Source organism: Tumebacillus lacus (genome assembly GCF_026410385.1).
GTDB classification, from domain to species: domain Bacteria; phylum Bacillota; class Bacilli; order Tumebacillales; family Tumebacillaceae; genus Tumebacillus; species Tumebacillus lacus.
In genome coordinates this window covers 297,507-321,656 of record NZ_JAPMLT010000004.1, presented here as the reverse complement: position 1 = coordinate 321,656, position 24,150 = coordinate 297,507, and the positions used below count along the sequence as shown (strand labels likewise).

Below are 24,150 nucleotides of genomic sequence, written 5' to 3'. Positions count from 1 at the left end.
GGGAGAGTTGACTTGATTCTCCCGTTTTTCCTTTTCTGAATTCGCTATGAACGCTCGGCCATATTATCCGTCAACCTTTGGACATTAGACGCAGTCAGTTTTCGGACAATATAGGGCGGTAATAACATTATGTGATCAATGACGTATTTGTAAGGGAGCGAGATAGTAAGAATGTTCATTCGATCTCCTTTCTGAGAGCCGATACCTATATAAACTCTATCTAAACAGTATCTGGCACAGAAACGCTTTTTGATCCTTCGTAGATGAGAGTAAATAATACCCAATGGAGTCAGAACCGTCCTCTCTCGTATAGATGGTTGAGGTATATTCCAGAAAACTCACGAGAGAGGAAAAGAGACTCTTTACTTCAGCAAATCCGAACTCCGCCAATTCGATCGTAATCTGGTAGAGTCCATCTCTGTATGTGACCGTAAAATCACACACATTCTCTTGTCTTTCGATGAAGTCTGTCGCTTCAGACCAAATACCAATTTCATATTCACAATCAAGTGTTTTGGCAAGTTGGAAGATCGTTTCTTTGTTCATAGGATGTTCCTCTCCGTTATTATTTTTTCATTGGGATATAGTACAGACAAGAGTTGCCCTTCCTGTTGCGAAAGTTCGCGATGTCTATCCATGCATGTTTGCAAGGTCAACAGGGTACCTGCCTCCTCTCGAGTGGAATGAAAAGAAAGACCTTGAGGGTGTACTATCCCCAAGGCCTTAGTGAACAGCGATTACTCGGTGCCTCGAAAATCTTTGATTTAGATAGTCTTAAAGATATCCGTATGCTCTTTCCATTTCTTCGCATAACTGCTTCGTCGTCTCGCTCATGAGCAGTTTGGCCTGGTCGATAATGTCTCTTTCTGTGATCAATGGTTCAAGAAGGGATACAACTAATACATTTTGAACATATTCATCGCCAACTGCCATTTCATTAAAGAAACGGAAGAGTTCTTTAGACTCTTCGATATTGTTTTTTAGGCTATCAACAGTATAGGGGGTAACAACGGAACCGAAAATGTAATGCGGCAATACCTCCTCCATCCATTCCAATTCTTCTTCGTAAAGGGGTTTTAGTTTCGGCAGGCATTTGAGGAGCTCAGGGATGAGATTTTCTTGTTCCATCATGAATCCGCCCTCCTTGAGAAATATCATACGGGAGCTATAAGGGCTAGCCCGCTTTGGCTTAACTCGTATCTCCATTCCGGATAACCTCGAGAATTTCCGCGATCGTCTATTCCATGGCCTACCTTCTACTAGGATTGAACAGCGACACCAAGAAGTGCTGGAGGTTATCTGGATTGATGAGTATACCGATTCTCGCTGCACCCCTTTAAGATTGAATGTGACGTATCAAACCTTCGAACCAGAGGTGTTCGTTTCCATATGTTTTTCGATCATCTTCACACATTGTCCGAAAGGCGACCAGATTTTCAGCCCATTCCGGGTAGTGCTTTTTGAATTCTCGAACAAAAACACGGCTCCCCCCGAGGATGGCATGATCTTCGTTTGAAATGAGCATTCCCTAAGTTCCGTTGAGAGAGTAAATGGCGTTATCTAACACGATGGTATGCTCCCGATATTCTTCATAGCTGGGAGGGCTGTCGAAGATCAGATGTTTTGAAACATAAAGATGCCGGTCCGTACTGGCAGGTATCAGGAAAGGGTCATTCGCTTCGACTTCGGAAATGGCGAATTTGAGATCATTTGTTGAAGCAATGGCGGCCATCAAAGCGTCGAACTGATCCTTTTCCAGATAAGTCCCGTAAGTCGGGTAGAGTAATACTTTCTCCTCTATATTTGATTGGAACATTTCTGAGAATGGATCAGTACTTTTGAATATTTTAGTATACGTTTCTTTCAGTGAATCAAGTTGATCTTGGGATCGTGACACGTCATGCATCAGGAATCCTCTTTTCAACGGATACTCTTCTCTTCTCGCCTCGACTCAGAAGAAGATGGAAAGAAAACCATAAAGAATGATATCTTCATGGTTTTTCTTTCTTGAAATACGCGTTATTCGCTGAATAGATAGTCTAGAAGTAGTTTCCTTAATCGTTCATGATTCTGATACTCAATGTGGAAGTTAGGATAGTTCTTCAAACTCGTTGCGATAATACTATACTGGGGAAATCGTTGAAAAAAGCCCTCACGCAATAAATCGATTTGCCTTTTCGGGATGTTTGCAGCCTCGTCTTTTATAACATAACCAGAAGTTATGATTATTAATGTGCAGTAATCGTTAAAATTAGAGTTTAATCCTTCGTCCTCAAGTGACGCGAATTCCCTATCGAAATCAGCTTTGATTTGATCCGTATCCTCATATGGGAAAGGGTGAACGAATTGGGAATGATACAGGTCTGATATCTTTACTAAAATCTCTTCTCGATTCACGAACCTTGCGCCTCCAATCTGACCCACCACCTAGCGAATATCTCCTCGAAAACGACCGAGTCATCGAGAGACACCCAAATGCTAAGAGGTGGGACAGTGATCACTTTACACAAATTGAACCAAGCCTGGCAAACAGTCTCAAGTCGACTGGGGAATCAAGACAATTGACTATTTCTTTTGGTTTAACTGTTCAGCAGGATTCCAATTTGCAGGCGGTTTCCTACCTTCTGAAAACCAAACACAACCATTTTTAATCCATTCATCTCTCCACTTATCATAAGATTCTTCATTCTTGCAAAAGCCATCATCATCATATCCGTAATGAAAACCACAACATGGACATATTTCGTCTGATGGCACACCTCTATGGTCATAAGGCACATCATACAGACCTTGATAATTACAAACTAGACAAATGTACTTCATGCAGTCCTCTTATCGTCGTTTTCCAGATTGTCTGTTCCAGTATGCATGTCCACTTTTCGGAGTATGTATGTCTTTGTAGGGATTCTTCCCATTCGGTGCCATCGGAGTGCGAGGTCATGTTGCCCCAAGCATCGTATTGATACCAAGCGACCACGTCACCGGCTGCATTCGTCAACTGGACGATGTCGTCGTGACCGTTGTACAGCGGGTAGTAGGTCACGCGGTTGCTGGTGCCTTCGTAGAAGAAGTGGGTCGTCTGATTATTGACCGTCTCCTGAACGCGTCAGAAGGCAAGGGAGGGAAGGAATATGAAAAAACCTCACCGGTGGTTGGTGAGGTTTTTTGAGGTACTATTTATCTATATCATCCACTAGTTGAGCCTCTAGGACAACATATGACTTGCTGACCGGATTCCCTCCATATTTTTCGAGAATTTTCTTAATCACATGAAACATAGCAAATTCTAGAGTTGACCCGCTTCCTTTATAATTGATTGCGCTGCTATCAGTAACAGTCACTTTGTAGCTCAACCCGCAATAACTGGTTTCGAACTTGCAATCATGATCCTCTACCCATGTGATCAGGTCAGGTAGACTAGGAATCCAAGTTCCTTCTTTATAAATTTTCTCGTCACATAAAATATTGCCAGAAGGTAAAATCCGGCCACCTACTACCCAGATTGAGTTCTGATACTCAAAAACATCCTGAGGATAAACCTCATCAGAGTATTCCGCTCTTTTGAATCCTAATTTAAATAACTGATCAGCCTCTGTCTTTGATAAAGACATTTTCTCACATCCGATCTATTTGATTTTAATAATTGTACCAGTAGAGCTTTTATGCTTGCCTTTGATGAAATTACCATATTTATCAGAGTCTGCGATCCAATGAAGCTCTTTTCCACCTTTCGCCGCTTTAAATACTTTAAAAGACGACTCACCATGCCCTGTTGTATCTCTCGCCCACCAGTATCCGGTTTTGGGATCACGATATGCTGATACAGGTTGTCCATGGAAATTATAATCCACTTTCTTATCTGCACCAGTCTTAATATCCCATTCTGTAGTTGTATTAGGCGTATTACAAGCATTGGCTCGCTTTGTCGGATCGGTAACAGTCGAAAGTTTGTTGCTGTCCCAGTTGTATTTCGTGATGAGTTTGTAGTTTTGCGGATCTTGCCAGTATTCGGTCAGGTTCTGTTGGTCATTGTATTGATACAACTCTTTCAAACCATCACCGTCGTAGCCGGCCGTCTGCATGCCTGAGGCATTGGCGGTGTACTGGTCTCCGGCAACAAATGCGCTGGCATCCGGGCTTTCTTCAAATTGGACGCTGTCGAACCAACTGGTGCCGGATGGGAGGGCTTGCGGTTGTCCGGCTGACAACGTGTGTTTGACAGGTATCCATCCGCCTGCTTCGCTGGCAGTGGGGCCGTACACAGGATCAGGGCCCAATTCACCGATGTACACGCCGTCTGCACGGTATACCAGTACAGAGACGACCGTCTTTTGTTGGCCAGATGTCTGAGTGGCTTTCATCAAAGCGCTGACCGTGTAGGTTTTCGTCGGGTCCACGGGGATCGGGTTGGATACATAGACTTTGTAATTGGATGTTCCAGGTGTTGTCAGGCTGATTTTTGCCGCTCTTTTGCGAAAGGAAGTCCCGGAATGCCGTCATTGAAAGTGAAATGGTCGGGTGCGGCGTCGCCGTCGGCATCGACTTCGAAGTTGCTGTTGATGACGGCGTTGATCAGGTTGATTGCGACAATGCGGTCCTCATCGCTGTAGGAGTAATAAGTTGCTTTTCCAGTCGGTGTGACGGCCGCGATCAGGTTGTGATTTTTGTCGTAGCGGTATTGCAAGGTCGCCCCTTCGTCGGGAGATCGCATGCGTCAGATTGCCGTCTGCGTCGTATTTGTACGTCCACACACGGCCGGCCACGTCTTGGGCGGAAGCGACCCGTCCGTTGGACAATTTAAACAAGATGTTGTTTCCCGCGTCGTCTTGGAGCAGGGTTTCGGTCGCGTAATCATAGACGTGTAACGCGTTGCCGTTCGCGTTTTCGATCTTTGTCTATCGGCCGTTGGAAAAGACATAGGACTGCTCCAAAGTGGTGACAACTGCGGTCGTACCGGAGACGGTCAGGTTCCAGTTGAGCCCTTCCAGCGGCTCAAGAGTATTACTAGACAAACATTTGTCGCCCAATATCTGCAAGAAGCGGTTGAGCAAATTTTTGGGTGGGAGGGGGAAAGAAAAAACCTTGAGGATTGACGCCCCCAAGGTCAAGAAAATATCGGTTATGATTATATTAATGAACCAAGCAGTCGCACAAGCCCCTCCAGTATTGTTTGGTCAGAAGTAAACTTGAACCGCATACTGTGTTCCTCATGACTTCCCCCGATTTGACCAGAGATAACTACATGTCCTAATTTAGCTGCTTCAAAAATGATATGAGCATCAGAATCATAATCATCCATTCTTGAATCTCCTGACAGCCTCACACTTATCTCTTTAATTGATCGAATAAAAACCCCAAGTTGTTCCTCTGAAATACAGAAATTCGACTTTCCCATGAATTCCCCAGACTTCACACCGATAGCCAAAGTTAGATACCCTTCAACTGTGTACAAATGTTCCATAGTCAGAAAGTGGTTCTCGGTGCTAAAAATTCTTTTCTTATCCTTCATCTTTCCAACATCCTTTTTACTTGTACTTAAAATCGTCAAACTGTCCTGTCGTTTTGTTATGCACAAAATGAATTTCAGTTCCGTTAACGTTTTTGCTCATTTTTACCCATCCGTCTTGTGCCAACCATCTTTTATCAGTCATTCTGACTTTTGTTAACTCTGTTGCTCCTTTAAGTGGATCCGACAGAACTTCTTTCATTGCCAATTGTTCATTGTAAGCCAATTCTCCATCAGGATTATACTCATCTTTGGCGAGGACCTTATCTCCGACCTTAATGTCTTCGATATTTTTCTCGCCTGCTACTGTCAGCACCTTCGTTCCCGCCGTGAAACAGTTGCAAGATCGTTCGGCCCGTTTGGCGTCTGCGCGGTCCATTCCGATTTGGATCGCATTCCCCGCAACCATGGCTGGTCCAAACTTCGATTCAGCCGCTATTGCAGCACCAAGTTCGGCAATCGGTCGCAATATAGCGTTTATGTTTTCTTCACACTGGCACATGGGGCGCAGACCTGACGGGTCGCTCAGGTGGATCGGATTGTCCAGAGCATAGCTGTATTCCGGAGTCTCGTAGACGGCGTCAGGGCTTAGGAATCGTCCAACCGATGGATCGTAATAGCGGGCATTCAGGTAATACAGACCGGTCGCATCGTCGTAGCGGTAGCCGGAATAACGATACGGATTCTTCGCCCAGTCGGTGTCATCGGAGTGCGAGGTCATGTTGCCCCAAGCATCGTATTGATACCAAGCGACCACGTCACCGGCTGCATTCGTCAATTGGACGATGTCGCCGTGACCGTTGTACAGCGGGTAGTAGGTCACGCCCTCGACGTTGATGCTGAGCAGACGGTTGTTGAGCACTTAGCCTACTGGTCGATGACACTCTTAAAAGAGTGAGGAGAAGAATGCGAAAAAAACTCACCGGGTGATCGATGAGGTTTGATTGAAATATGGCTCAAGAACTACCGATAAATACTGTCTAGATCGCAATCCAGCGAATATCGTCCTCATTATAATAGGAAATAGCAAAGGTCTTGGCTTCTTCAATAGAGTTGTGAACAGTATCACCTAGAACGTTAAAGGAATCATCGCAAGCGAACAGGTAGTATTGTTGTTTGTTATCGTAATTACAAATTACCAACCGCTTAATAATTACGATTTCTTGGTTATTATATTCTACATCCCCATAGTTTGAGAGCGCTGTGAATTCAATTACTTTTGCTCCATCAATTTCCCTAACCATGCTCCTACCTCCTTTTTGTTTTAAGAATATGAACCGATTCATCCGGCGACATAAAGTTCCCATTCGCATCCCATGATTCAAGATGGTAATGCTGATTCTTTAGATTCAGTCAGACGGTTCTATCTCATGCGTTATACTTCCATTGAGAGCCATGGTCGACTGAAATCAGCTGGCGTACTTTGTCTGTATTTCCAAAATATTAGAGACGCTGCCCATCCGGTGTTTAGACTGCTTCACCACTGTTGTGTGATTACTTGCGTGTAGCGGCTTCGTTTCATGTCGATTTCATGCTGATATGAATCGTACGGGTGGGGAGAAACGAAAGACCTTGAAGAATAAGTCCCTCAAGGCCTATTGCATGTCAGGAGTATCATTTATATTTCGATAATCACCAATCCATCCAAATAGGAGTCCAATTTTGATGTATCAAGCCACGGTGCTTCATTCTCTCTCACAACGTAGAAGCGTAATACGACCTCTTCATCGTCACATGAAAGTATTAGCATGAACTTCCTACGACCGATGTATTGCTTATGGAGAACAGCCGCCCAAACTTCAAGCATCTTTATTCCGACGCTTAAGAGTGCGTTAAAATTGCTGCACTCATCAAAGAAGTCATTTAAGTGAATGTGGTTATAATCGGCTTCAAATGCTGTTCGATCAGGTACAAACTGACTTGGTAAAAAATGAGTTGGTAATGCCTTATCTCTTTGTTGACTTAGGAGAACACAACCATCCCATTCAAAAAATTTCGGGAAGATGATACTCTCTACCCTTGTGAAATCGATAGCTAAATTTTTCATACTATCAATATCCATAGAATCAATATATTGTTTCATTATTGAATTAATTTTCATCTTTCACCTCATTTTTGGAGCATATGGACTTTCACCAAGATATTGTGTAAGTCCTACATTCAGTTTCTTCACGAAATTAGGGTCTTTAAGCATCTTATTCACTCTTTTCGGAGCGAGGTTGCCAGTGGGATCTACAAATGCCCCTTTTTGATAGTCAAACAAATACTTCTCGTTATTTGCATCTTGATAATGAATCTGTCCAGAAAGTTGGAAAAGATTCCTCCTCACTTTCCTGATTGGCCTCTGTATTTGGAGCAAAAAGAATGACATTGAGGACTGTTACCCCAAGGTCGATGTTAAGTCTATTCGAATTGCTTAAGGAAACTCGGTATCCAATCGATGGTAGAATTGTATTGGTTTTGATTTCTATGCCATTGCACCAAGAATCGTTCAAGACTTGAACTCCAATCAGGGCAATTTTCTTTGAATTCACGAATGAATATGTTGTTCCCACCTAGAATCGCATGCTCTTCGTGAGAAATCATGATGCCCCAATTTCCCTTTCTGGAATATATGGCGCTTTCCAAAGGCAGAGTTAAACTTTGATATTCGTCATAGCTAGTGTTTGTATCTACGATCCAATGCCCATGTTTATACATCCCATCATCGGATGGGTGTGTAAAGCAATCTCCCTCAATCTCTGATAAAACAAATTCAGTTTCGTTGATTGATTTTACAGAAGTCATAAGTGCTTGATATTGGTCTTCTGTTAAGTGGTAACCCTCCGTTAGAAATAGTAATATTTTTTCTAGATTGTTTCTGTAAATGCGTTTTCAAACGGGTCTTTACTCATGAAGGTCTTATTGAACGAAATTTCCAACTTGGGAAGTTCCGCAGTTTTAGCTTTTCTTATTTTCCTCACGCCACTTACCCCATTAATATCGATATTTTAATCATGGATGGCCCTCTCTGTATGAAGGATAGTGAGTTAAACGAACCACCCTATCTTATAAAATTCACAGGTCGGTGACAAAGCTCAAATATTGGAACAGACAAAAACCCTTTCATTTAAGAAAGGGCTTTGCGAACGTAAATATGTGTCCAATGTTTGGAGATCTCCGACGCCCACGCCGGACCTTCGCCCACACCGCGCAGTTCACGCAGCGGGAAGCCTTCGCGGACCCAGTCGAGGATCTCGCGGGAGCCGGACTCAAAGCCAGCGCTGCCGCCGGTAGCGACTTCTTTCTCGCTGTCGGAGATCGAAGCCAGCGCCGCATGGATCTCCTCCGGGGACAGGGCCGAAGCGAGCGCCTTTTGCATGATGTCGTTGGCGACCGGATTTTCGATGCCGTCGAGGAACGCCTGACGGTGCTCGACCGGCATCTGTCCGACGTCGGAGATGTACATCAGACCGCCCGGCTTGAGCACCCGGTACGCCTCCTGGATCGCCTTTGCCGGCTCCGGCACGAGGCGCAGCACGGCAAACGAGGTGATCATGTCAAACGAGTTGTCGGCAAACGGCAGCTCCATCGCATCGCCTTGCACGAAGGAGATGTCCTGCAGCCCCTGCTCCGCTGCAAATTCGGCCGACGCTTTGACCATCTCGTCGGAGATGTCAACGCCGGTGATCACCGCTTGCGGGCAAAATTGCTTCATGATAAAGGAAATCCAGCCAGGGCCGCTGCCGAGGTCCAGCACCGCGCCGCCGTTTTGAATCACGCCGGAGCGGAACAGAGCCACAGCCGCTTGCCAGTGGTAGGCTTTCCAGAATGCTTTGCGGGAAAAATCGGAGTAGTCGTCGACCACGCGCTTTTCCATCCAGTTCGGCATCGGCCGGGTCATGTTCAGCTTCATGCCTTTTTCACCCAAGCCGTGTACTCAAACGTCGCGCGGTTGATGCGCGCGCCCCAGACGAGGTCGGCTTCGTTCAGCCACGCCAGCCGCTCGGAAGCGGTGCGGGCCATGCCTTTACCCAGCGTATTGAGGAATCCTTCTTCCTCATGCGGCAGGGATTGACCGGTGCGCTCGAAGGAGATCAGCTCGCCTTCCGCCGTGGTCAGCAGCTCATGGATGTGGATGTTGTACACGTCACCCTCGGTGATCAGCGCGTAGTCGCAGCCGTCGAGCGTGCCGTTGATCTCGCCCGTCACATCACCGTTGAAGTGAAAGTTGCCGCGCTCTCCTTCCGGCACGCGACCGATGCGGTCCGCACGGGTAAAGCGACCCGTTACATGGAACAGCACGTTTTCCATGCTTTGTCCTCCTCTGCGTCCACTTCTTACGCTTCGTCCCCGCGATGGACTTGAGCTTTGAAGTGGATCGAATTTTGATCGAAGCGCGCCTGCCAGACCAGCGGGATCTCGTTCACCCACGCATACTTGGCGGACGCGGTCTGCGCCCGTCCTTCGCCTTGGATGATCGTGATGCCCTCCTCCTCGGAGGGGAGGGAGCGGCCGATCCGCTCCAGCGTGATCAGGTCGCCCTCCTCGGTGGTCAGCACTTCATGGATGTGGACGTTCACCACGCCGTCCACCGTCAAGGCGTAGTCGATGCCGCGCAGGGAGCCTTTCAGCTCCGGCCCGTCGATCTCCGCCATGTAGTGGAAGTTGGTGCGCTCCCCGCTCGGCACATGGCCGATCACTTCGCGCTTGACGAAGCGGCCATCGATTTGATAGAGCAGCTTGTCCATCTATTTCGCTTCCTCCTTGTTTGCGGCGCTCGGCAGGTTGACCTTCGCCCAGAAGGTGCACGCCTCTGCGCCGTCGCACATGCAGGAGTTTTTGCCCTGTTCAAATTTACGAATGCCAAGGCCTTTGAACCAGCCTTCGCGCAGTTCGAGGCAGGGGCAGTCGTATTTGTCGAGGGTGCCCGCTTTGTCGATCCATTGCAGGGCAAAGTTTTTCGTGGTGGTGACGTCAAACGTATCGTCGCCGGTGATCGAAGCCTCCAGCTCGACCCAGCCGTCTGCCCACATGTTTTTCGCAGCGGTCATGTACAGTTCGACCGCTTCTTCCAACGTGATCTCATCCGGGTCGATGCCGCGCTCGCGAACGAGCAACTGCATGGAGCGGCGAGCCATAAAGCGGGCCGCTTCCTTGTTGATCTCGTTCGCCGCATCAAATCCGAATCGCTTGGCGACGTTTTGGTACCATTGGCCGTCATGCAGCCACCACATCATATAGAGCTTTTCTTCTTCTTTGCTCGTCGGCACGGGGCCAGCACCTCCTAGTTGGAACCGACCATCTCAGCGGATGCTGCCGCTTTTTCCGGGTCGTAGCCGTGGATGACGCAGTCGGCCGCCATCTTGCCCGCGATGGTCGCGGTGAGCAGGCCGCCCGGATAGAGCGCCCAGTGGCCGCCGCAGTACAGGTTTTTGATCGGCGTGGTCACGCGCTGTTCGGTCAGTTTGACGAACGTGCGCTTCGGGTTCCACGTCCAAGCGCCGGTCGCACCCTCTTCGTTCATCGTGTAACGCTTGTGAGTGAGCGGCGTGGAAGAAAATTGGAACTTGATCTTGTCTTGCACGCCCGGCACGACTTTGGCAAAGTTTTCGATGATCTGCTGCTCGACCGCTTTTTTCGTGTCGCGGTAGTCGCCTGCGCGACGGCCGTCGGCAGTGATGTTCCAGCGGTTCATCCAGTCAAAGAACGAGAACGTCTGGAGTACGACCGAAGACTGGCCTTCCGGTGCCAGCGACGGGTCATGCAGGCACGGAGCGGAGATTTCGACCGGCAAGCCGCCGTGGAACGACAGGTCGAACGGTTCGGCGACCGGGTTGTCGGTCGGGAAGATCCAGGAGTGATGCGCGCCTTTGAGGTGCTCGTTGAGCTCTTCGACCGGCATGTCGAGGCCGAGGTAGACGGAGAAGAACGCTTCCGACAGCGTGGTTTTGCGCATCTGTTGGATCCACGGCTGGAGCAGTTCGTGGCCGCCGCACAGCTTTTCAAACGTCAGCTTCATGTCGGCGTTGGAGATGATGTTGGACGCGCGAACCACTTTGCCGTTTGCGAGGCGCACGCCGACTGCGGTGTCGCCGTCGATGAGGATCTCTTCGACGTCGGTCTTCATCGCGAGCGTGCCGCCGCGCTCGACGAACGCGTCTGCCAGCATGTCCATGAAGACTTGTTTGCCGCCTTCATTGTAGAAGTAGTCCTCGCGCCACATGTGCCAGAAGATCCCGGTGGAGAGGCAGGACTGGTTGCGATAACCGAAGTGCGTCAGGACGCGGGCGATGCGGGAGTCGCCGCCGAGGAACTCGCGGGCTTTGCGCCAGGAGTGGATCGAATCGTACTCCATCATCTCTTCGTAGTACGGTTTGGTCTTCCAATACGCGTGGTAGTCCGGCATCCACTCCATCGAGTTGCCCTTGATGATCGAGCCGAGGCCGTCGATGTTGACCATCTTGGAGACTTCGGTGACACGGCGGTAGTAGTCGAAGTACTTTTTGATGCCGTCTGCCGTCTCCGGGAACGCAGCGGAAAACTCGCGCTCCGCGTCGTCGAGGGTGTGGTAGGACAGGTCGAGGCCGTCCGGGGTCATGAAGCGGTGGTGGCACTGGTGGAACGTGACGCGGTCAGACAGGCCGAGTACTTCCAGCGCCGGTTCGATCGCGCCTTTGATCTCGTTGGACTGCGTGCCGTAGTCAAAATAGAAGCCGCGGTGCCAGCCGCCTTGCATATAGCCGCCGACGAGGTCGTGGCGTTCGATCAGCAGCGTCTTGACGCCTGCGTGTGCCAGGAAGTTGGCGCAGAACAGGCCGCCGATGCCGGCTCCGATTACGATTGCGTCATAGCTGGATGCCAGCGGTGCGGGGTTTTTCAGCGCTTGTTCGACGGCGCCGGTTACTTTCGACATATTGGAATGCCCTCCTTAAATCGTTTGGCCGAGATTCGATGCGCCCTTGTTGTAGGACGGCAACATATTTTCGATCTTCGTAAAGCCGAGCAGCGTCATGCCGCCGTCGATGACGAAGTTTTGTCCGGTGATGTAGTCGGACATCGGGGTGAGCAGATATTTGACCATCGACGCCACTTCCGGCGCGTTGCCGAGCCGTTGCAGCGGGATGTGCTCCGCCCAGACTTTGCGGATGTCCTCCGGGAATTTCATGCCGTCGGTGTTGATCATGCCGCCGGTGACCATGTTGACGGTGACGTTGAAGCGGGCCAGTTCGTAGGCCAGCGATTTGGTGAAGCCGATCAGACCGGCCTTCGACGCGCCGTACGCCACTTGATACGGACCTGCGATCAGCGAGCCCGAGACGGCGCCCATGACGATGATCCGGCCGTATTTGCGGCGCATCATGTGGTAGGCGACTGCGCGGGAGTAGTGGTAGACGCTGTTCAGGTTGATGTTCATCTGGTCATCCCAGTCTTCCTGATGCATCATCACAAACGAACGGTCGACTTTGTAGCCGGCGTTGTTGATCAGACCGTCGATTTTGCCAAAACGCTCGATGGCGAGATCGACGACGCGCTGCGCCCCTTCCGGCACGCGAGCGTCTTGTTCGACGCACGCGACGTTGGCAGCCAGCGGACCGAGTTCATCGAGCAGGGAATCGACTTTGTCTTGCTCTTGGTAATAGGTGAAAAAGACCTCTGCCCCTTCGGCAGCCAGCATTTTGACCAGTTCGCGGCCGATGCCGCGAGCCGCGCCGGTGACGAGGTAGGTGCGGCCTGTAAACGTCTCATTCATCGTGGTTCCCTCCGCTACGCTTGCCGCGCTGCGACAAGCTCAAATAGACGTCCGGACGAGCGTTCACCCGCCGGCAACATGTTGGCAAAGGAGCGCGCTGCCCAGTTTGCAGCTTCTTGGTTTTGAGAGAGCGCGTCGACAAAGCGGTTGTAGACGATCGGACGTTTGAGCATCCGGTTCATCTGGATCAGTTGATCGACGCTTTCCTTTTTCTCCGACATGAGTTGTTTCGCGTAGAACTCATGCTCCGCGTCCCAGTCTGCGCCGCCGCCGAGCAGCTTCGCGACCGTGTCGGCCGCCAGCTCCCCGGAGCGCAGGGCGTTGCCGATGCCTTCGCCGGTCAGCGGATCGAAAAATCCGGTCGTGTCGCCGACCATCAAAATGCCGTTCTTCGTGATCTGCTTCGAGTTGAACGCCAGCGGGCCAAACGTGACCACATCGGTCGAGCGGACGGCGTTCGCCAGCCACTCGCGGCAGTGCCAGTCCGGACGGCGCACATACTCGTCCACCCAAGCACCCGGATCGGCCTGGACTTTTTCATAGACTTTTTTGTCGATGATAAAGCCGAGGATCGACGTCGTCTCCGTCACCGGGAACACGCAGTAGTAGCCAGGGCCGGTCTGATCGTCGGTGCCGATGGTGAACAGCGGGTGCGGCAGGTCGACGTTGTCAAACTGGCAGACGACCGCATAGCGTTCATGGTCGGTGACCGGTTCGAAAAATCCGTTTTGGCGGGCGACGATGGAACCGCGTCCCGCTGCGTCGATCACCATGTCGGCATGGATGTCGGTCACGATGCCCTCGTGGTTGCCGCGCACGCCGACGGCGCGTCCGGAAGCGTCGTACAGAACTTCTTCGACCGCCCAGTCTTCCAGAAATTCCACATTCGGCAACGCTTTGATCCGGTCGGCCATCGCGCTGTCAAGGCGGTGGCGGGGGATCGTGTGGCCGAAGTTCACATACGGGTAATGGCTCTCCCCGTAGTAGCCTCTGAAGGAGTTGCCTTCATAGGACACACCCTGCATCCCTTCGACCGGAAGCATGCCGTCTTTGAGCAGCTCTTTCATCACGCCCATCTGGAGCAGATAGGTCATCGTGCGCGGGTTGACCGTCGAGGTGCAGATCTTATCGCGGGGAAACCGCGTCTTGTCGAGCACGACGACGCGCAGCCCTTTGATTGCGAGGAAAAAGGCGGATGCGGCTCCGGCCACACCGCCGCCAATCACGACAACATCCGTTTTCACAAAGACCCCTCCCCTTTATCGTTGAACCGCAAAGGTCAGGTCTGCCTTGGCGACCACGTTGCCGTCAACAGTCGCTGTGCATTCCATCACGCCGCCGGTGGAGACCACCTTGACCACTTCACAGGTGTAGCGGACTTGATCGCCCGGCACGACCGGCGCGAGAAATCTCGATTTGACCGAGGCGATCATGAAGGTCGCGCCTTCAAAATCAGCGTCCTGATCTTCCGCCCCTTTGAACAGCAGGATCGAGGTCTGGGCCATGCCTTCGATCAGCAGCACGCCCGGATAGATCGCTTTGTCCGGAAAATGCCCGGGGAACATCCACTCGTTCCCCGAGATGTTTTTCCGGGCGACGATCCGCTCGCCAGGTGTCAGTTCTTCGACTACGTCCACGAGGCAAAACGGGTACGCCTGAGGCAGCAGGCGGCGAACTTGATCAAAGCCGAGCTTGATAGTCGTCGTCATTGAGGAAACCCCTTTCGTTACGCGCCGGCACCGCGCAGCACGACCGCGCTGGCCGAGCCGAACAGGTCTTGGCCGGTCAGGAGGACATGGTTGCCTGCAAAGCTGCGCGATTCGGCGCGCAGGCCCGGCAGGTGCGGAGCTTCGGAATCTTCAGATTCATAGCCTGCGGTCGCCGGAACGGTGCCGCGCTGGAGCGCGCCGACAGCAGCCACAGCCTGGAACAGGCCGCTCGCGCCGTACGACTCGCCGAGCGTGCCTTTGATCGCACACACGTCGACGTTCGGACGTTGCTCGCCGAACAGTTCGGTGATCGCCATCGCTTCCGCACGGTCCTGTTCGTGATGCCCGTTCGCACCGGAGACGACGAGGTCGATCTCTTCGGCAGACAATTTCGCGATCTGCAGCGCGTTTTTCGCCGCACGAGCGAGTCCCTTCGCCCGTTTTTCCACCGAGGACGGTGCGGAGAAGGACGCTGCCCATGAGACCAGTTCAGCCAGCGGTTTCGCACCGCGGTTGACCGCATCTTCGTAGCGCTCCAGCACGAGCACAGCCGCGCCTTCGCCCGGCACCCAGCCGGTGCTCTTGCCGTCGAACGGACGACCCGCGTCTTCCGGGCGTTCGTGCGGCAGGACGTTGGAATTTTGGTACATCCACAGCACCCGCTCGTTCAGCTCTTCGACGCCGCCGACCAGCACATAGCGGGCACGGCCTTCGCGCAGCATCTTGGACGCATAGCCGAGCGCGTCAAACCCTGCGCACTGGCCGGACGCGATCGTCGTGTTCAGCGCACGGGCTTGCACGCGGATCGCGAGATGCGAGGCCGGTGCGTTCGCCAGCGTGTTCGGCGCTTCCATCGGCGAGACGTACTGCGGCCCTTCCGTGACAGCGGTGAAGTCGTAGTTGGTGATCGATTGGAGCCCGGCGAGGTTGGTGCCGATGACGACGCCGAGGTCGTCCGGATCGGGCATCTGCTCGTTCAGACCCGCTTCGGCGAGTGCCAGTTGCGACGCGCCGAGCAGGAACTGGGTGCTGGGGCGCAGGAATTGCAAGCCCCGTTTGCCGAGCAGTTCGACCGGGTTCCAGTTGCCCACCTTCACCCCGTACGGGGTCTGCGGGGAAGAGGTCGCTTCGCCTTCGAGCAGCGCGCGCGGCGTCTCGCCGTTTTCCAGCGCCGCCCAGACCGCGTCGGCACCGAGACCGAAGGCGGACACAGCGCCGATCCCTGTGATGACAATGGAGTCTGCTTGATAGGTCATCGCTTACACTCTCCCCATGATGATCGTGGAGATGTTGCCGCCAAATGCAAACGAGTTGCTCAGCGCCACTTCCACGGGATAGGACATCGCTTCATTCGGAACGATCTGATTGAGGCAGTCCGGGTCCGATTCTTTAAAGTTGACCGTCGGCGGGATCACGCCGTGCTTGATCGTCAGCGCACAGGTGACCGCTTCAATCGCGGAGGCGGCACCCATCGTGTGACCGAGCATCGATTTGATCGAGGAGGTCGGCAGTTCATCAGCACGAACGCCAAACACGTCGCGGACCGAGCGCGACTCCGAGGAGTCGTTGGCGCGGGTGCCGGTGCCGTGTGCTGAAACGTAGTTGACCGATTCGGCGCCGATCCCGGCTTCCACCAATGCGCGTTGCATCGCGCCTTTTGCACCGAGACCTTCCGGGTGCGGAGCGGTCGGGTGATGCGCATCGCAGGCGAGACCGTAGCCGAGCAGTTCGGCGTAGATGTGCGCGCCGCGAGCGACCGCTTTGTCGTAATCCTCAAGGATGACGCAGCCGGCGCCCTCCGCGACCATCATCCCTTTGCGGTTGACGTCGAACGGCTGGCAGACCTCCGGTGCGATGGCACCGAGGCGATGGAACACCGCGAAGCAACCGCGCGAGATCGCGTCTGCACCGCCGACGATGGCGACATCGACCAGCCCGTCGCGGATCAGGTCCGCGCCCCAAGAGATCGCGTAGTTGCCGGCCGCGCATGCGGTCGGGACTACGGAGATCGGACCTTCTGCGCCCATCTCTTCCGCCACCGCCGCCGAGATGTACACCTCCGCGTAGTGAGAGACGAGATCGGGGATCAACGGCGAACCGCCCTTGATCTGCGCATCGTTGTCATCCTCGACGACCGATTGGTTGCCCATCGTCGTGCCCATGCAGACCCCGATGCGCTCGCCTTCATACGAGTCGCCCGTCAGACCTGCGTCCTCGACAGCCATCCGGGCTGCGGCGACCGCCAGTTGAGTCGTGCGGCCCGCCACTTCCGGGTTGATCACTTTGAAATATTGATCCGGTACGAAACCGTCGACCTCGCCGCCGTTGTGCACGTCGAAGATCGAAGTGTCAAACGCTTTGATCTTCTTGGTGCCCACCGTGCCGGCGATCAGGTTGTTCCAAAACTCCTGATGACCGATCCCGATCGGCGACAACACGCCAAGACCGGTGATCGCAATGCGTCGTGACATCCTGGTTCCTCCTTTTATTCGTATATGAAGTATTTCCTATAGCTTCAGACGGAATTAGCCGTTGATCGGCTGCATAACGTTGGAGACGACACGGGTGACGTCCGTCAGGGTCTTGATCTCCGGCAGGAATTCTTCCGGGATGCGGATACGGTAGCTCTTCTCGATGCGAGCGACGATCTCCAGTGCCATCATCGAGTCGACGCCGAGGTCGCGGACAAAGTTTTCGTCGTCGCCGAACTCGTCGACTTCGATGATCTCTGCGATGATTTCTTTCAGTTGACCTTTCAGTTCCATTTCGTTCATGATTGATTCCTCCCAGAATAGTAAGTTAGATTAAGTAAAAACTATTTTGATTATTTCGATGATGAGACGACTACGAGCTGAGCCCGCCGTCGATCACCAGAACGCTGCCGGTGATGTACGCCGCATCCGGCGAGAGCAAGTAGCGGATCGCCGCCGCGACTTCCTGCGCTTGACCGAGACGTCCGACCGGAATGCTGGCCAGAATGCCTTCGCGCTTGTTCTCCGGGATCTGTTCCCAGATGTCGGTCTCAATAAAACCGGGGGCCACCGCGTTAACGGTGATGCCGTACGGTCCCACCTCTTTGGACAAGGAGCGGACGAAACCGATCTGTCCGGCTTTTGTCGCCGAGTAGTTCGATTGTCCGAGCACGCCGGTCAGTCCGCTGACCGAGGAGACGCAGACGATGCGGCCGCTGCGCTCACGGATCATGCCGTAGACGGCAGCCCGTGCGTAGTTGAACGTGCCTTTGAGGTTGGTGGCGATCACATCATCCCAGTCTCCCTCCGGCATCATCACCAGCGGGCGGTCTTTCGTGATGCCCGCGTTGATCACAACGCCATCCAAGCCGCCGAGCTCATCGTGAACCCGTTCGACCGCCGATTTCGCCGCTGCGAAATCTTCTGCGTTTGCCTGAATCGCCAGCACCTTGCCCGAGTAGCCCTCCGCCGCCTTACAGACATCGTGAGCCGCCTCTTCGTTGCTGCTGTAGGTAAACGCGACGTCAGCTCCTGCCTCTGCCAGAGCCAAAACGGTCGCACGGCCAATGCCGCGGGACCCGCCGGTCACTAAGTACCGCTTCCCATTCAGCAAACTTTGTCACCTCTCCACCGATCAAAATCTACGTTTTTCTTCAGATGATGCTATCTTTCGAGAAATTACTTCTACAACCTGATTTACAAAGTTGATAGAATCTGTCCCTCAGTAGCTATTATCACAACGAACCTAACTTTTTGTCAAGATAGTTATAAAATAATTAATTTTATATATAAGACAATCACATCAAAAAGATACAAAAAAACACCCCGCGCTCATGCGTCGGGGTGTTTTGCTGATTCTGCTTGAGTTTCCGGGGTTGCGGCGGACAAAATCTCCGTGATCCTGCGGTCTTCCTCGTCCACGGGATTGTGCTCCGCCGGGGTGATCACTTCCCATCTGGGGAACAGCGAACGCCGCACCATCTGGGCAGGAGTCAGGCGATTGTCTGGCTGCATGAGGAACAATTTTTGCACCAGCTCTTTGTCGAGCGGTTGTCGGCTTTCGTTCTCCATCATTCGACAGGCCACGTGACGAGATCGTCGTCCCGCACTCCGTCCTGACCTTGGGTGACATCATAGCCGCCCGCTTGCATCAGACGGACGATCTTTTCCGCCATGTCGTGCGTGGCGCTGTTGAAATTGTCGGTGGGATGTTCCATGGTTGCGGTGATCGTGCCTTTGATCACATAGGTCTCTTGACCGATTTCGCCCACTGGAGTCAGCAAAAATACGTCCGACACTTCGCCGATCGTCTTGATGTTGGCGACGATCTCCTTGTCGGTGCGCTTGTTCAAGTTCGGGATGTGGATCATGTATCCGATCGACACCTGATCGCCCGCCTCTTCCATAACGAGGTCGCACCAAGGGCTGTCATCGTCGATCAGGTCGAGCCGCGCGTGCACGTGCGTGCTGTGATCGCCGGTCACCGAGCCGAGCGGAAGTTCATACCGCGTGCGGACGACCGTGACCGGTGCCAGTTCATCAAGGATGTCAATCATGCTTTTGACCCAAGTTTCGTACATAACAATGCCCCTTCCCTTTTGCCGTGAGATCGGTACTTGTCCTAATATCTGACGTTACCGAACTTGCTATGCAGGCAAAAAGTAGGGGCTTTTGTCACATCTATTTGTTGTTGACAACCAGTTTGAGATGCTCTTTGCGCAGTTTGCGCTCGGTGGCGTCCGGGCGGGAGAGCAGATTGTCGGCGCGACCCCGCATCACTTCGCGGACGCTGTCCAACTGTTCGATCGCCGTGGTCATCGAGACAAAGGCACGAATGAAGTCGCTCGTCTGCAGCTTGAGAATCTCGTTCTGATGTTCAGATAATTGCTTGGACAGTTCTGACATTTGCAAAACGATTTGATGAACATTCGGTGTCATGGCAGTTGTTCCTCCTGCTGTCTCTCTTATAGTCAGGGTACGACACCCGGTCCTGCCTGAGCAACGATCAATCTTTGCCAAATGTTCAGAAATTTGTCAAAGAAGCGACGCACCGCGTGGGTGCGCCGCCTTGTTGCGTACCAAAGACGGAGTTCTACTGGAACGATGGTCCTTCAAGGAACGCCTGCGCATCCTGTTGCATCGCGGGATTCGGCATGGGCTGTTGCTGGTTCAACGCCTGCAACTGCTCATTAAATGCTTGCAAAGGCAACCCCGTCGCCTGCATTTGTTGTTGCGGCAGTTGCCCCGTTTGGTTGAACTGCCCCACGAAAGCATTCGCGGCCTGCATCGATTGCTGGGCCACGCGGATGTCTTCCTGAGTAGCTCCCGGCTCCGCTTCAACCGCTTGCAAGACTTGCGGCGATCCCTGCATCGCATGTTCGGCGAACTCGATCATCTTTCTCACCATCAAGCCGCCGACTTTCCCGTTCAGGCGGGATGGCAGAGCACCCAAATCCAGCTGGTCATAGTTCGGAATGCCCAGTTCGGAAGCAACTTCTGTTTTGAGGTGATCCAATGCAGCGCGTGCGCCGGGTACTTCGACTCGGTTGCGGTTGCGATTGTTCCCCATGAGAAGATTCCCCCTTTGACCGGAGTTTGGGCGGTACACCGCTTAGTCTGCCCACGCGAGACACTTCAACTCCTCGCCGTCCGTCTGACAGCGGATCGCCCCTTGCCTGTCTGTTCGCCACACGGTGCTCCCCGCCGCCGTCAGCCGCTCCACAACGGCAGGTGCCGGATGCCCGTAGCGATTGCGCGCCCCTGCCGACAGCACGGCGTGACGGGGCTTTACCATCCGCAAAAATTCCGGAGTCGTCGAGTGCGCGCTGCCGTGGTGAGCCACTTTCAGCACGTCCGTCCGCGGCAGAGAGCCAAGCCTGCGTTCCACCTCGCCTTCCAGATCGGCGGCAAAGAGAAAATGCCGCTGTCCGTAGATCATGGAAAAGACGATTGAGTTTGCATTGCTGTCTGAGCGAGTGTTTTGAAAAGGTTGTCCGGGAGGATTGTGATAGAGAACTTCGAGGCCCGGTTCGGGGGTGTGGCGGTCGCCTTTTTGGATGTTTGTGACAGCGATGCCGCGCCGTTTTGCATCCGCGATCAACTCGTGGTAAAAGGGCGCCTCTTCGGAGGTTTGTGCCGCGAACGAGGTGATGATGTGCCTGACATGAACGTGTTTCAACACCGCTCCCAGCCCTTTGATATGATCTTCGTCGGGGTGCGTGATCACCAGCACGTCGATCTCGTCGATGCCCTGCGAGGCGAGCGCCGGCACGACGACCTTTTCGCCGACATCATAGTCCGTTTTCAAAAAGCCCGGCACCCCGCCGCCGTCGACGAGCCAGACGTGCCGCTGCGGAGTTTGGATGAGGATCGCATCGCCCTGTCCCACATCGAGATACGTGACAGTCAATGGCGCAGGCCCATACGAACGCCACAACATCCCGGCCGCCAAAAGGAACGCCAGACCGAAAAGCGCCCCCTGCCGCCATCGGTGTTTCAACCGGCCGGATGCGTAGAGGATCCACATCGAGTAATACACGGCGAGCCACCACACCGGCGGTGCTTGCACATGCGTGACCCCGATGCCGCTCGCTCCGGCCCGCTGCAAAGGGTCCAGAAACAGCCCTTGCAGCCCCCACTTTGCAAGCAGAGCGGGCAGCGTCGCCGCAGCGGGGTGCACCAGCCCGAGCAACACCGTGACCAGCCCCAGCGGCACGAGCGCGGCCAGCAGCGGCATGAGATACAGATTGGCGAGGAGAGACAACGGTGTCCACACGGGAGTGACCGAGAGGACGAGCGGAACGGACATCAGTTCTGCGGTGAGAGTAAAAAGGACACTGCGGGGGATACGGGGGAACCGTTTTTCCAATCGAGAGGGGATCAGGAGTAATCCGAGGGTGATGATCATCGTGAGTTGAAAGCCGAGGTCTTGCCAGATCCGGGGATGGAGCAGCAGCGCGATCCACCCGGCGAGCGCCCATGCGGTGAGCGGATCGGCGGCGCGGGTCAGCATGCGGGCGACGAGCAAGAGGATCGCCATGACGGCTGCGCGTGTGACGGAGGGCTCCCAGCCGGTGATGCCGGCGTAGAGAAGGACCAGGAGGATCGTCAGGGTATAGCGGGGACGTGCGGGGACTTGCCATTTTTTCAGCACGAGCAGAAAGGGCACCGTGATCATCGCCACATTCGCGCCGGAGACGGCGAGGATGTGGACGACGCCGAGTACGCGGAACGTTTCGATCAGATCCTGGTCGATGTTCTCCGTGATCCCAAACAACAGACCGGCAAAGACTGCGGCGTGCTGCGGGGAGAACTGTTGATTCAACACGAGCAGCAAACGTTGCCGCAGCGGGAGAAAAAATCGTCCGGACAGACCTTTTTCGTCGTGACCGGTCACCGTCAGTTGCGCGGCGGTGAGGGACAGTGAGTAAAAGATCCCTTGTCTGCCATAAAAGCTCTTCGCGTCAAAAGCACCGGGATTTCGAGACGGTACGGGCTTTTCCAGCAGGGCGCGTTCGACCGACAGCAGGTCACCGGCGCGCACGGTACCGCCGCGCGTCTCACGCAGCCGCACAACGGCCTTCTCCTCCGTCTGACGCCACGCAGTCCCGATCCGGACAGCGGTGACCTCCAGCGTAAAAGAAGTTCCGCTCGCCTTCACCGTCGGCTCCTGTGCGACCCTCCCGCGCAACTCGACCTCCTGCCCGACCCATGCGTCGAGCGTCGGCCGCTGATGCGCCTGATACGCGGCCGAGTAAAAGAGCCCGGTCAGCAGGGAAACGGTGAGCAGCGCGCTGAGCTGTCTTTTGCGAAACAAGAAACAGAGCGGCACAGGCATCAAAACCCACACTGGACTCCAAGATTCCGGATACCGTTCTGCGAGGATGACACCGCTCAAAAAAGCAACAAAACTGAGCAACAACAACCGATGCGTCATGATTCCCGCCTCACTTGACAAACACCGAGCCGCGCACTTGATCGACGAGCTTTACGCCAAATCCGGGGACGTTCTTCAAATCGTCGACCGTCAGAAAGCGGCCGTTCGACTGGCGGTAGTCGACGATCGCTTGTGCTCGCGTCGAACCGATGCCGGGGAGTTTGTCCAGTTCATCGGCGGTGGCGGTGTTGAGGTTGATCTTGCCGGACTGTTCCCCCTGCGCCGCAGATTGTTCCTTTGCGGCGACACCCGTCTGCGGCACGACGATCTCGATGCTGTCGCTCAGCACCGCAGCCAGATTCAACTCGTTCACATCTGCGCTGTCCTTGGCCCCGCCTGCCGCTTCCACAGCGTCGATCACGCGCGAATCGGCCGGGATCTGATACACGCCCGGTCGGTTGACCTCTCCTTTCACGTGGACCTTGATCATCACCGCCGCTTCGGCCGCGTCCTTTTGCCCGGTCCCGTCCGCCCGGTCTGCCGTTACGGGCACCATCGCCTCTTGATTTGGTTTCCCGCCGTAGAGATACACACTCCCCGCCAGCAAGATCCCAACCAACAGCGTCAACATCAAAAACCGCTCTTTCTTTTGCACATTCAATTCCTCCTTTCGCATGGAAATTCGGTTGCTCTCTTCTCCTTTCGGGAAACGATTTCCTCCTTTCTCCTCGTATCCGCCTCCCACGACCGGCTCACCCTATCCCCAACGACTATACGAGGACAAGGAGGCGGTCCCCCTGTTGCTGGATAAATTTATCCCGAGCCTGCACCTGCACTCGATCTTCGACATCGACTTGACAGCCCTCCGCAACCGCGGCATCAAAGGCGTCATCACCAACCTCGACAACACGCTCGTCGTCCAAGACAGCCCCGATGCCCCGGAAAAACTCCGCTCGTGGCTGCAAGACGTGCGCGACCACGGCATGAAAGTGGTGATCGTCTCGAACAACCGCAAGACACGTGTCAGCGAATTTGCCCGCCCGCTCGGCATCCCGTTTGTCTATGAAGCCAGAAAGCCGTGGGGGCAGCCGTTCCATCGCGCCTTGCGCCTGCTTCACACCACCTCTCGCGACACGGTCGTCGTCGGCGACCAACTGCTCACCGACATCTACGGCGGCAACCGCTTCGGCTTCTACACGATCTGGGTCGACCCGATCTCCGACTACGAAGGCCTGCCCACCAAAATCAACCGCTTTTTCGAGCGCATCATTTACAAATCGCTCAAAAAACGCGGTTTCATGCAATGGGACGATCATCTCTGAATCTTTCTCTAACACCCATTAACAATATTTGCT

At 53.7% G+C, this 24,150-nt stretch carries 31 protein-coding genes; 1 reads left to right on the top strand and 30 read right to left on the bottom strand.

Annotated elements, in window-relative coordinates; genetic code table 11:
* Window positions 1–216: 216 nt before the first annotated feature.
* From OS242_RS11050 to OS242_RS10910, 30 genes are all read right to left on the bottom strand, one after another.
* Complete coding sequence (locus OS242_RS11050) at window positions 217–546, bottom strand: hypothetical protein (protein WP_267151743.1); 330 nt, start codon at window positions 544–546, stop codon at window positions 217–219.
* Between the two features lie 228 nt (window positions 547–774).
* Window positions 775–1,131, bottom strand: a complete 357-nt coding sequence (locus OS242_RS11045; protein WP_267151742.1) for a DUF7674 family protein — start codon at window positions 1,129–1,131, stop codon at window positions 775–777.
* A gap of 397 nt (window positions 1,132–1,528) precedes the next feature.
* Entirely contained in the window at window positions 1,529–1,906 is a 378-nt protein-coding gene (locus OS242_RS11040; RefSeq protein ID WP_267151741.1) for a hypothetical protein, read from the bottom strand.
* 113 nt (window positions 1,907–2,019) lie between these two features.
* The gene (locus OS242_RS21400) at window positions 2,020–2,397 is read right to left on the bottom strand and encodes a YxiJ family protein (RefSeq protein ID WP_407702113.1); all 378 of its coding nucleotides are present in this window, start codon (window positions 2,395–2,397) and stop codon (window positions 2,020–2,022) included.
* A 168-nt stretch (window positions 2,398–2,565) separates the two neighbouring features.
* Entirely contained in the window at window positions 2,566–2,823 is a 258-nt protein-coding gene (locus OS242_RS11035) for a hypothetical protein (RefSeq protein WP_267151740.1), read from the bottom strand.
* 350 nt (window positions 2,824–3,173) lie between these two features.
* Window positions 3,174–3,611: a hypothetical protein gene (locus OS242_RS11030; RefSeq protein ID WP_267151739.1), complete on the bottom strand. Its 438-nt coding sequence runs from the start codon at window positions 3,609–3,611 to the stop codon at window positions 3,174–3,176.
* A gap of 15 nt (window positions 3,612–3,626) precedes the next feature.
* Window positions 3,627–4,361, bottom strand: a complete 735-nt coding sequence (locus tag OS242_RS11025) for a hypothetical protein (protein ID WP_267151738.1) — start codon at window positions 4,359–4,361, stop codon at window positions 3,627–3,629.
* Window positions 4,362–4,447: 86 nt separating this feature from the next.
* Entirely contained in the window at window positions 4,448–4,711 is a 264-nt protein-coding gene (locus OS242_RS11020; RefSeq protein WP_267151737.1) for an RHS repeat domain-containing protein, read from the bottom strand.
* 414 nt (window positions 4,712–5,125) lie between these two features.
* On the bottom strand, window positions 5,126–5,509 hold the full coding sequence (locus tag OS242_RS11015; protein ID WP_267151736.1) for a hypothetical protein: 384 nt from the start codon (window positions 5,507–5,509) through the stop codon (window positions 5,126–5,128).
* Between the two features lie 16 nt (window positions 5,510–5,525).
* Complete coding sequence (locus OS242_RS11010; RefSeq protein WP_267151735.1) at window positions 5,526–6,368, bottom strand: RHS repeat domain-containing protein; 843 nt, start codon at window positions 6,366–6,368, stop codon at window positions 5,526–5,528.
* Window positions 6,369–6,486: 118 nt separating this feature from the next.
* A complete protein-coding gene (locus OS242_RS11005; protein ID WP_267151734.1) occupies window positions 6,487–6,750 on the bottom strand; it encodes a hypothetical protein in 264 nt (87 codons plus the stop codon).
* 374 nt (window positions 6,751–7,124) lie between these two features.
* Window positions 7,125–7,607 (bottom strand): hypothetical protein, encoded by a 483-nt coding sequence (locus tag OS242_RS11000; RefSeq protein WP_267151733.1) that lies wholly within the window; start codon window positions 7,605–7,607, stop codon window positions 7,125–7,127.
* 1,008 nt (window positions 7,608–8,615) lie between these two features.
* Entirely contained in the window at window positions 8,616–9,401 is a 786-nt protein-coding gene (locus tag OS242_RS10995) for a class I SAM-dependent methyltransferase (protein WP_267151732.1), read from the bottom strand.
* Window positions 9,398–9,799, bottom strand: coding sequence for a DUF3237 family protein (locus OS242_RS10990; protein WP_267151731.1), 402 nt, complete (start codon window positions 9,797–9,799; stop codon window positions 9,398–9,400). The genes OS242_RS10995 and OS242_RS10990 overlap by 4 nt, the downstream gene beginning before the upstream one ends.
* A 26-nt stretch (window positions 9,800–9,825) precedes the next feature.
* Window positions 9,826–10,236: a DUF3237 domain-containing protein gene (locus OS242_RS10985; RefSeq protein WP_267151730.1), complete on the bottom strand. Its 411-nt coding sequence runs from the start codon at window positions 10,234–10,236 to the stop codon at window positions 9,826–9,828.
* Entirely contained in the window at window positions 10,237–10,758 is a 522-nt protein-coding gene (locus OS242_RS10980; RefSeq protein WP_267151729.1) for a hypothetical protein, read from the bottom strand. It lies immediately after the preceding gene.
* A gap of 14 nt (window positions 10,759–10,772) precedes the next feature.
* On the bottom strand, window positions 10,773–12,401 hold the full coding sequence (locus tag OS242_RS10975; protein WP_267151728.1) for a phytoene desaturase family protein: 1,629 nt from the start codon (window positions 12,399–12,401) through the stop codon (window positions 10,773–10,775).
* Window positions 12,402–12,416: 15 nt separating this feature from the next.
* Entirely contained in the window at window positions 12,417–13,238 is an 822-nt protein-coding gene (locus tag OS242_RS10970; RefSeq protein ID WP_267151727.1) for an SDR family NAD(P)-dependent oxidoreductase, read from the bottom strand.
* Between the two features lie 14 nt (window positions 13,239–13,252).
* The gene (locus OS242_RS10965; protein ID WP_267151726.1) at window positions 13,253–14,482 is read right to left on the bottom strand and encodes an NAD(P)/FAD-dependent oxidoreductase; all 1,230 of its coding nucleotides are present in this window, start codon (window positions 14,480–14,482) and stop codon (window positions 13,253–13,255) included.
* 15 nt (window positions 14,483–14,497) lie between these two features.
* Complete coding sequence (gene fabZ / locus OS242_RS10960) at window positions 14,498–14,947, bottom strand: 3-hydroxyacyl-ACP dehydratase FabZ (protein WP_267151725.1); 450 nt, start codon at window positions 14,945–14,947, stop codon at window positions 14,498–14,500.
* 17 nt (window positions 14,948–14,964) lie between these two features.
* On the bottom strand, window positions 14,965–16,203 hold the full coding sequence (locus OS242_RS10955; RefSeq protein ID WP_267151724.1) for a beta-ketoacyl-[acyl-carrier-protein] synthase family protein: 1,239 nt from the start codon (window positions 16,201–16,203) through the stop codon (window positions 14,965–14,967).
* Between the two features lie 3 nt (window positions 16,204–16,206).
* The gene (locus OS242_RS10950; RefSeq protein ID WP_267151723.1) at window positions 16,207–17,418 is read right to left on the bottom strand and encodes a beta-ketoacyl-[acyl-carrier-protein] synthase family protein; all 1,212 of its coding nucleotides are present in this window, start codon (window positions 17,416–17,418) and stop codon (window positions 16,207–16,209) included.
* Window positions 17,419–17,472: 54 nt separating this feature from the next.
* Entirely contained in the window at window positions 17,473–17,721 is a 249-nt protein-coding gene (locus OS242_RS10945; RefSeq protein WP_267151722.1) for an acyl carrier protein, read from the bottom strand.
* A gap of 70 nt (window positions 17,722–17,791) precedes the next feature.
* Window positions 17,792–18,508, bottom strand: coding sequence for a 3-oxoacyl-ACP reductase FabG (gene fabG / locus OS242_RS10940; RefSeq protein ID WP_267151721.1), 717 nt, complete (start codon window positions 18,506–18,508; stop codon window positions 17,792–17,794).
* A 242-nt stretch (window positions 18,509–18,750) separates the two neighbouring features.
* Complete coding sequence (locus OS242_RS10935; RefSeq protein ID WP_267151720.1) at window positions 18,751–18,993, bottom strand: hypothetical protein; 243 nt, start codon at window positions 18,991–18,993, stop codon at window positions 18,751–18,753.
* Window positions 18,990–19,499, bottom strand: a complete 510-nt coding sequence (locus OS242_RS10930; protein ID WP_267151719.1) for a hypothetical protein — start codon at window positions 19,497–19,499, stop codon at window positions 18,990–18,992. Before OS242_RS10930 ends, OS242_RS10935 begins: the two co-directional genes overlap by 4 nt.
* A gap of 100 nt (window positions 19,500–19,599) precedes the next feature.
* Window positions 19,600–19,857, bottom strand: a complete 258-nt coding sequence (locus OS242_RS10925; RefSeq protein ID WP_267151718.1) for a hypothetical protein — start codon at window positions 19,855–19,857, stop codon at window positions 19,600–19,602.
* Window positions 19,858–20,011: 154 nt separating this feature from the next.
* Window positions 20,012–20,488: an alpha/beta-type small acid-soluble spore protein gene (locus OS242_RS10920; protein ID WP_267151717.1), complete on the bottom strand. Its 477-nt coding sequence runs from the start codon at window positions 20,486–20,488 to the stop codon at window positions 20,012–20,014.
* 42 nt (window positions 20,489–20,530) lie between these two features.
* Complete coding sequence (locus tag OS242_RS10915; protein WP_267151716.1) at window positions 20,531–22,855, bottom strand: DNA internalization-related competence protein ComEC/Rec2; 2,325 nt, start codon at window positions 22,853–22,855, stop codon at window positions 20,531–20,533.
* A gap of 10 nt (window positions 22,856–22,865) precedes the next feature.
* Window positions 22,866–23,450, bottom strand: a complete 585-nt coding sequence (locus tag OS242_RS10910) for a helix-hairpin-helix domain-containing protein (protein ID WP_267151715.1) — start codon at window positions 23,448–23,450, stop codon at window positions 22,866–22,868.
* 145 nt (window positions 23,451–23,595) lie between these two features.
* On the opposite strand from OS242_RS10910, the gene OS242_RS10905 reads away from it, so the two are divergent.
* Window positions 23,596–24,117: a YqeG family HAD IIIA-type phosphatase gene (locus OS242_RS10905; RefSeq protein WP_267151714.1), complete on the top strand. Its 522-nt coding sequence runs from the start codon at window positions 23,596–23,598 to the stop codon at window positions 24,115–24,117.
* Window positions 24,118–24,150 lie beyond the last annotated feature (33 nt).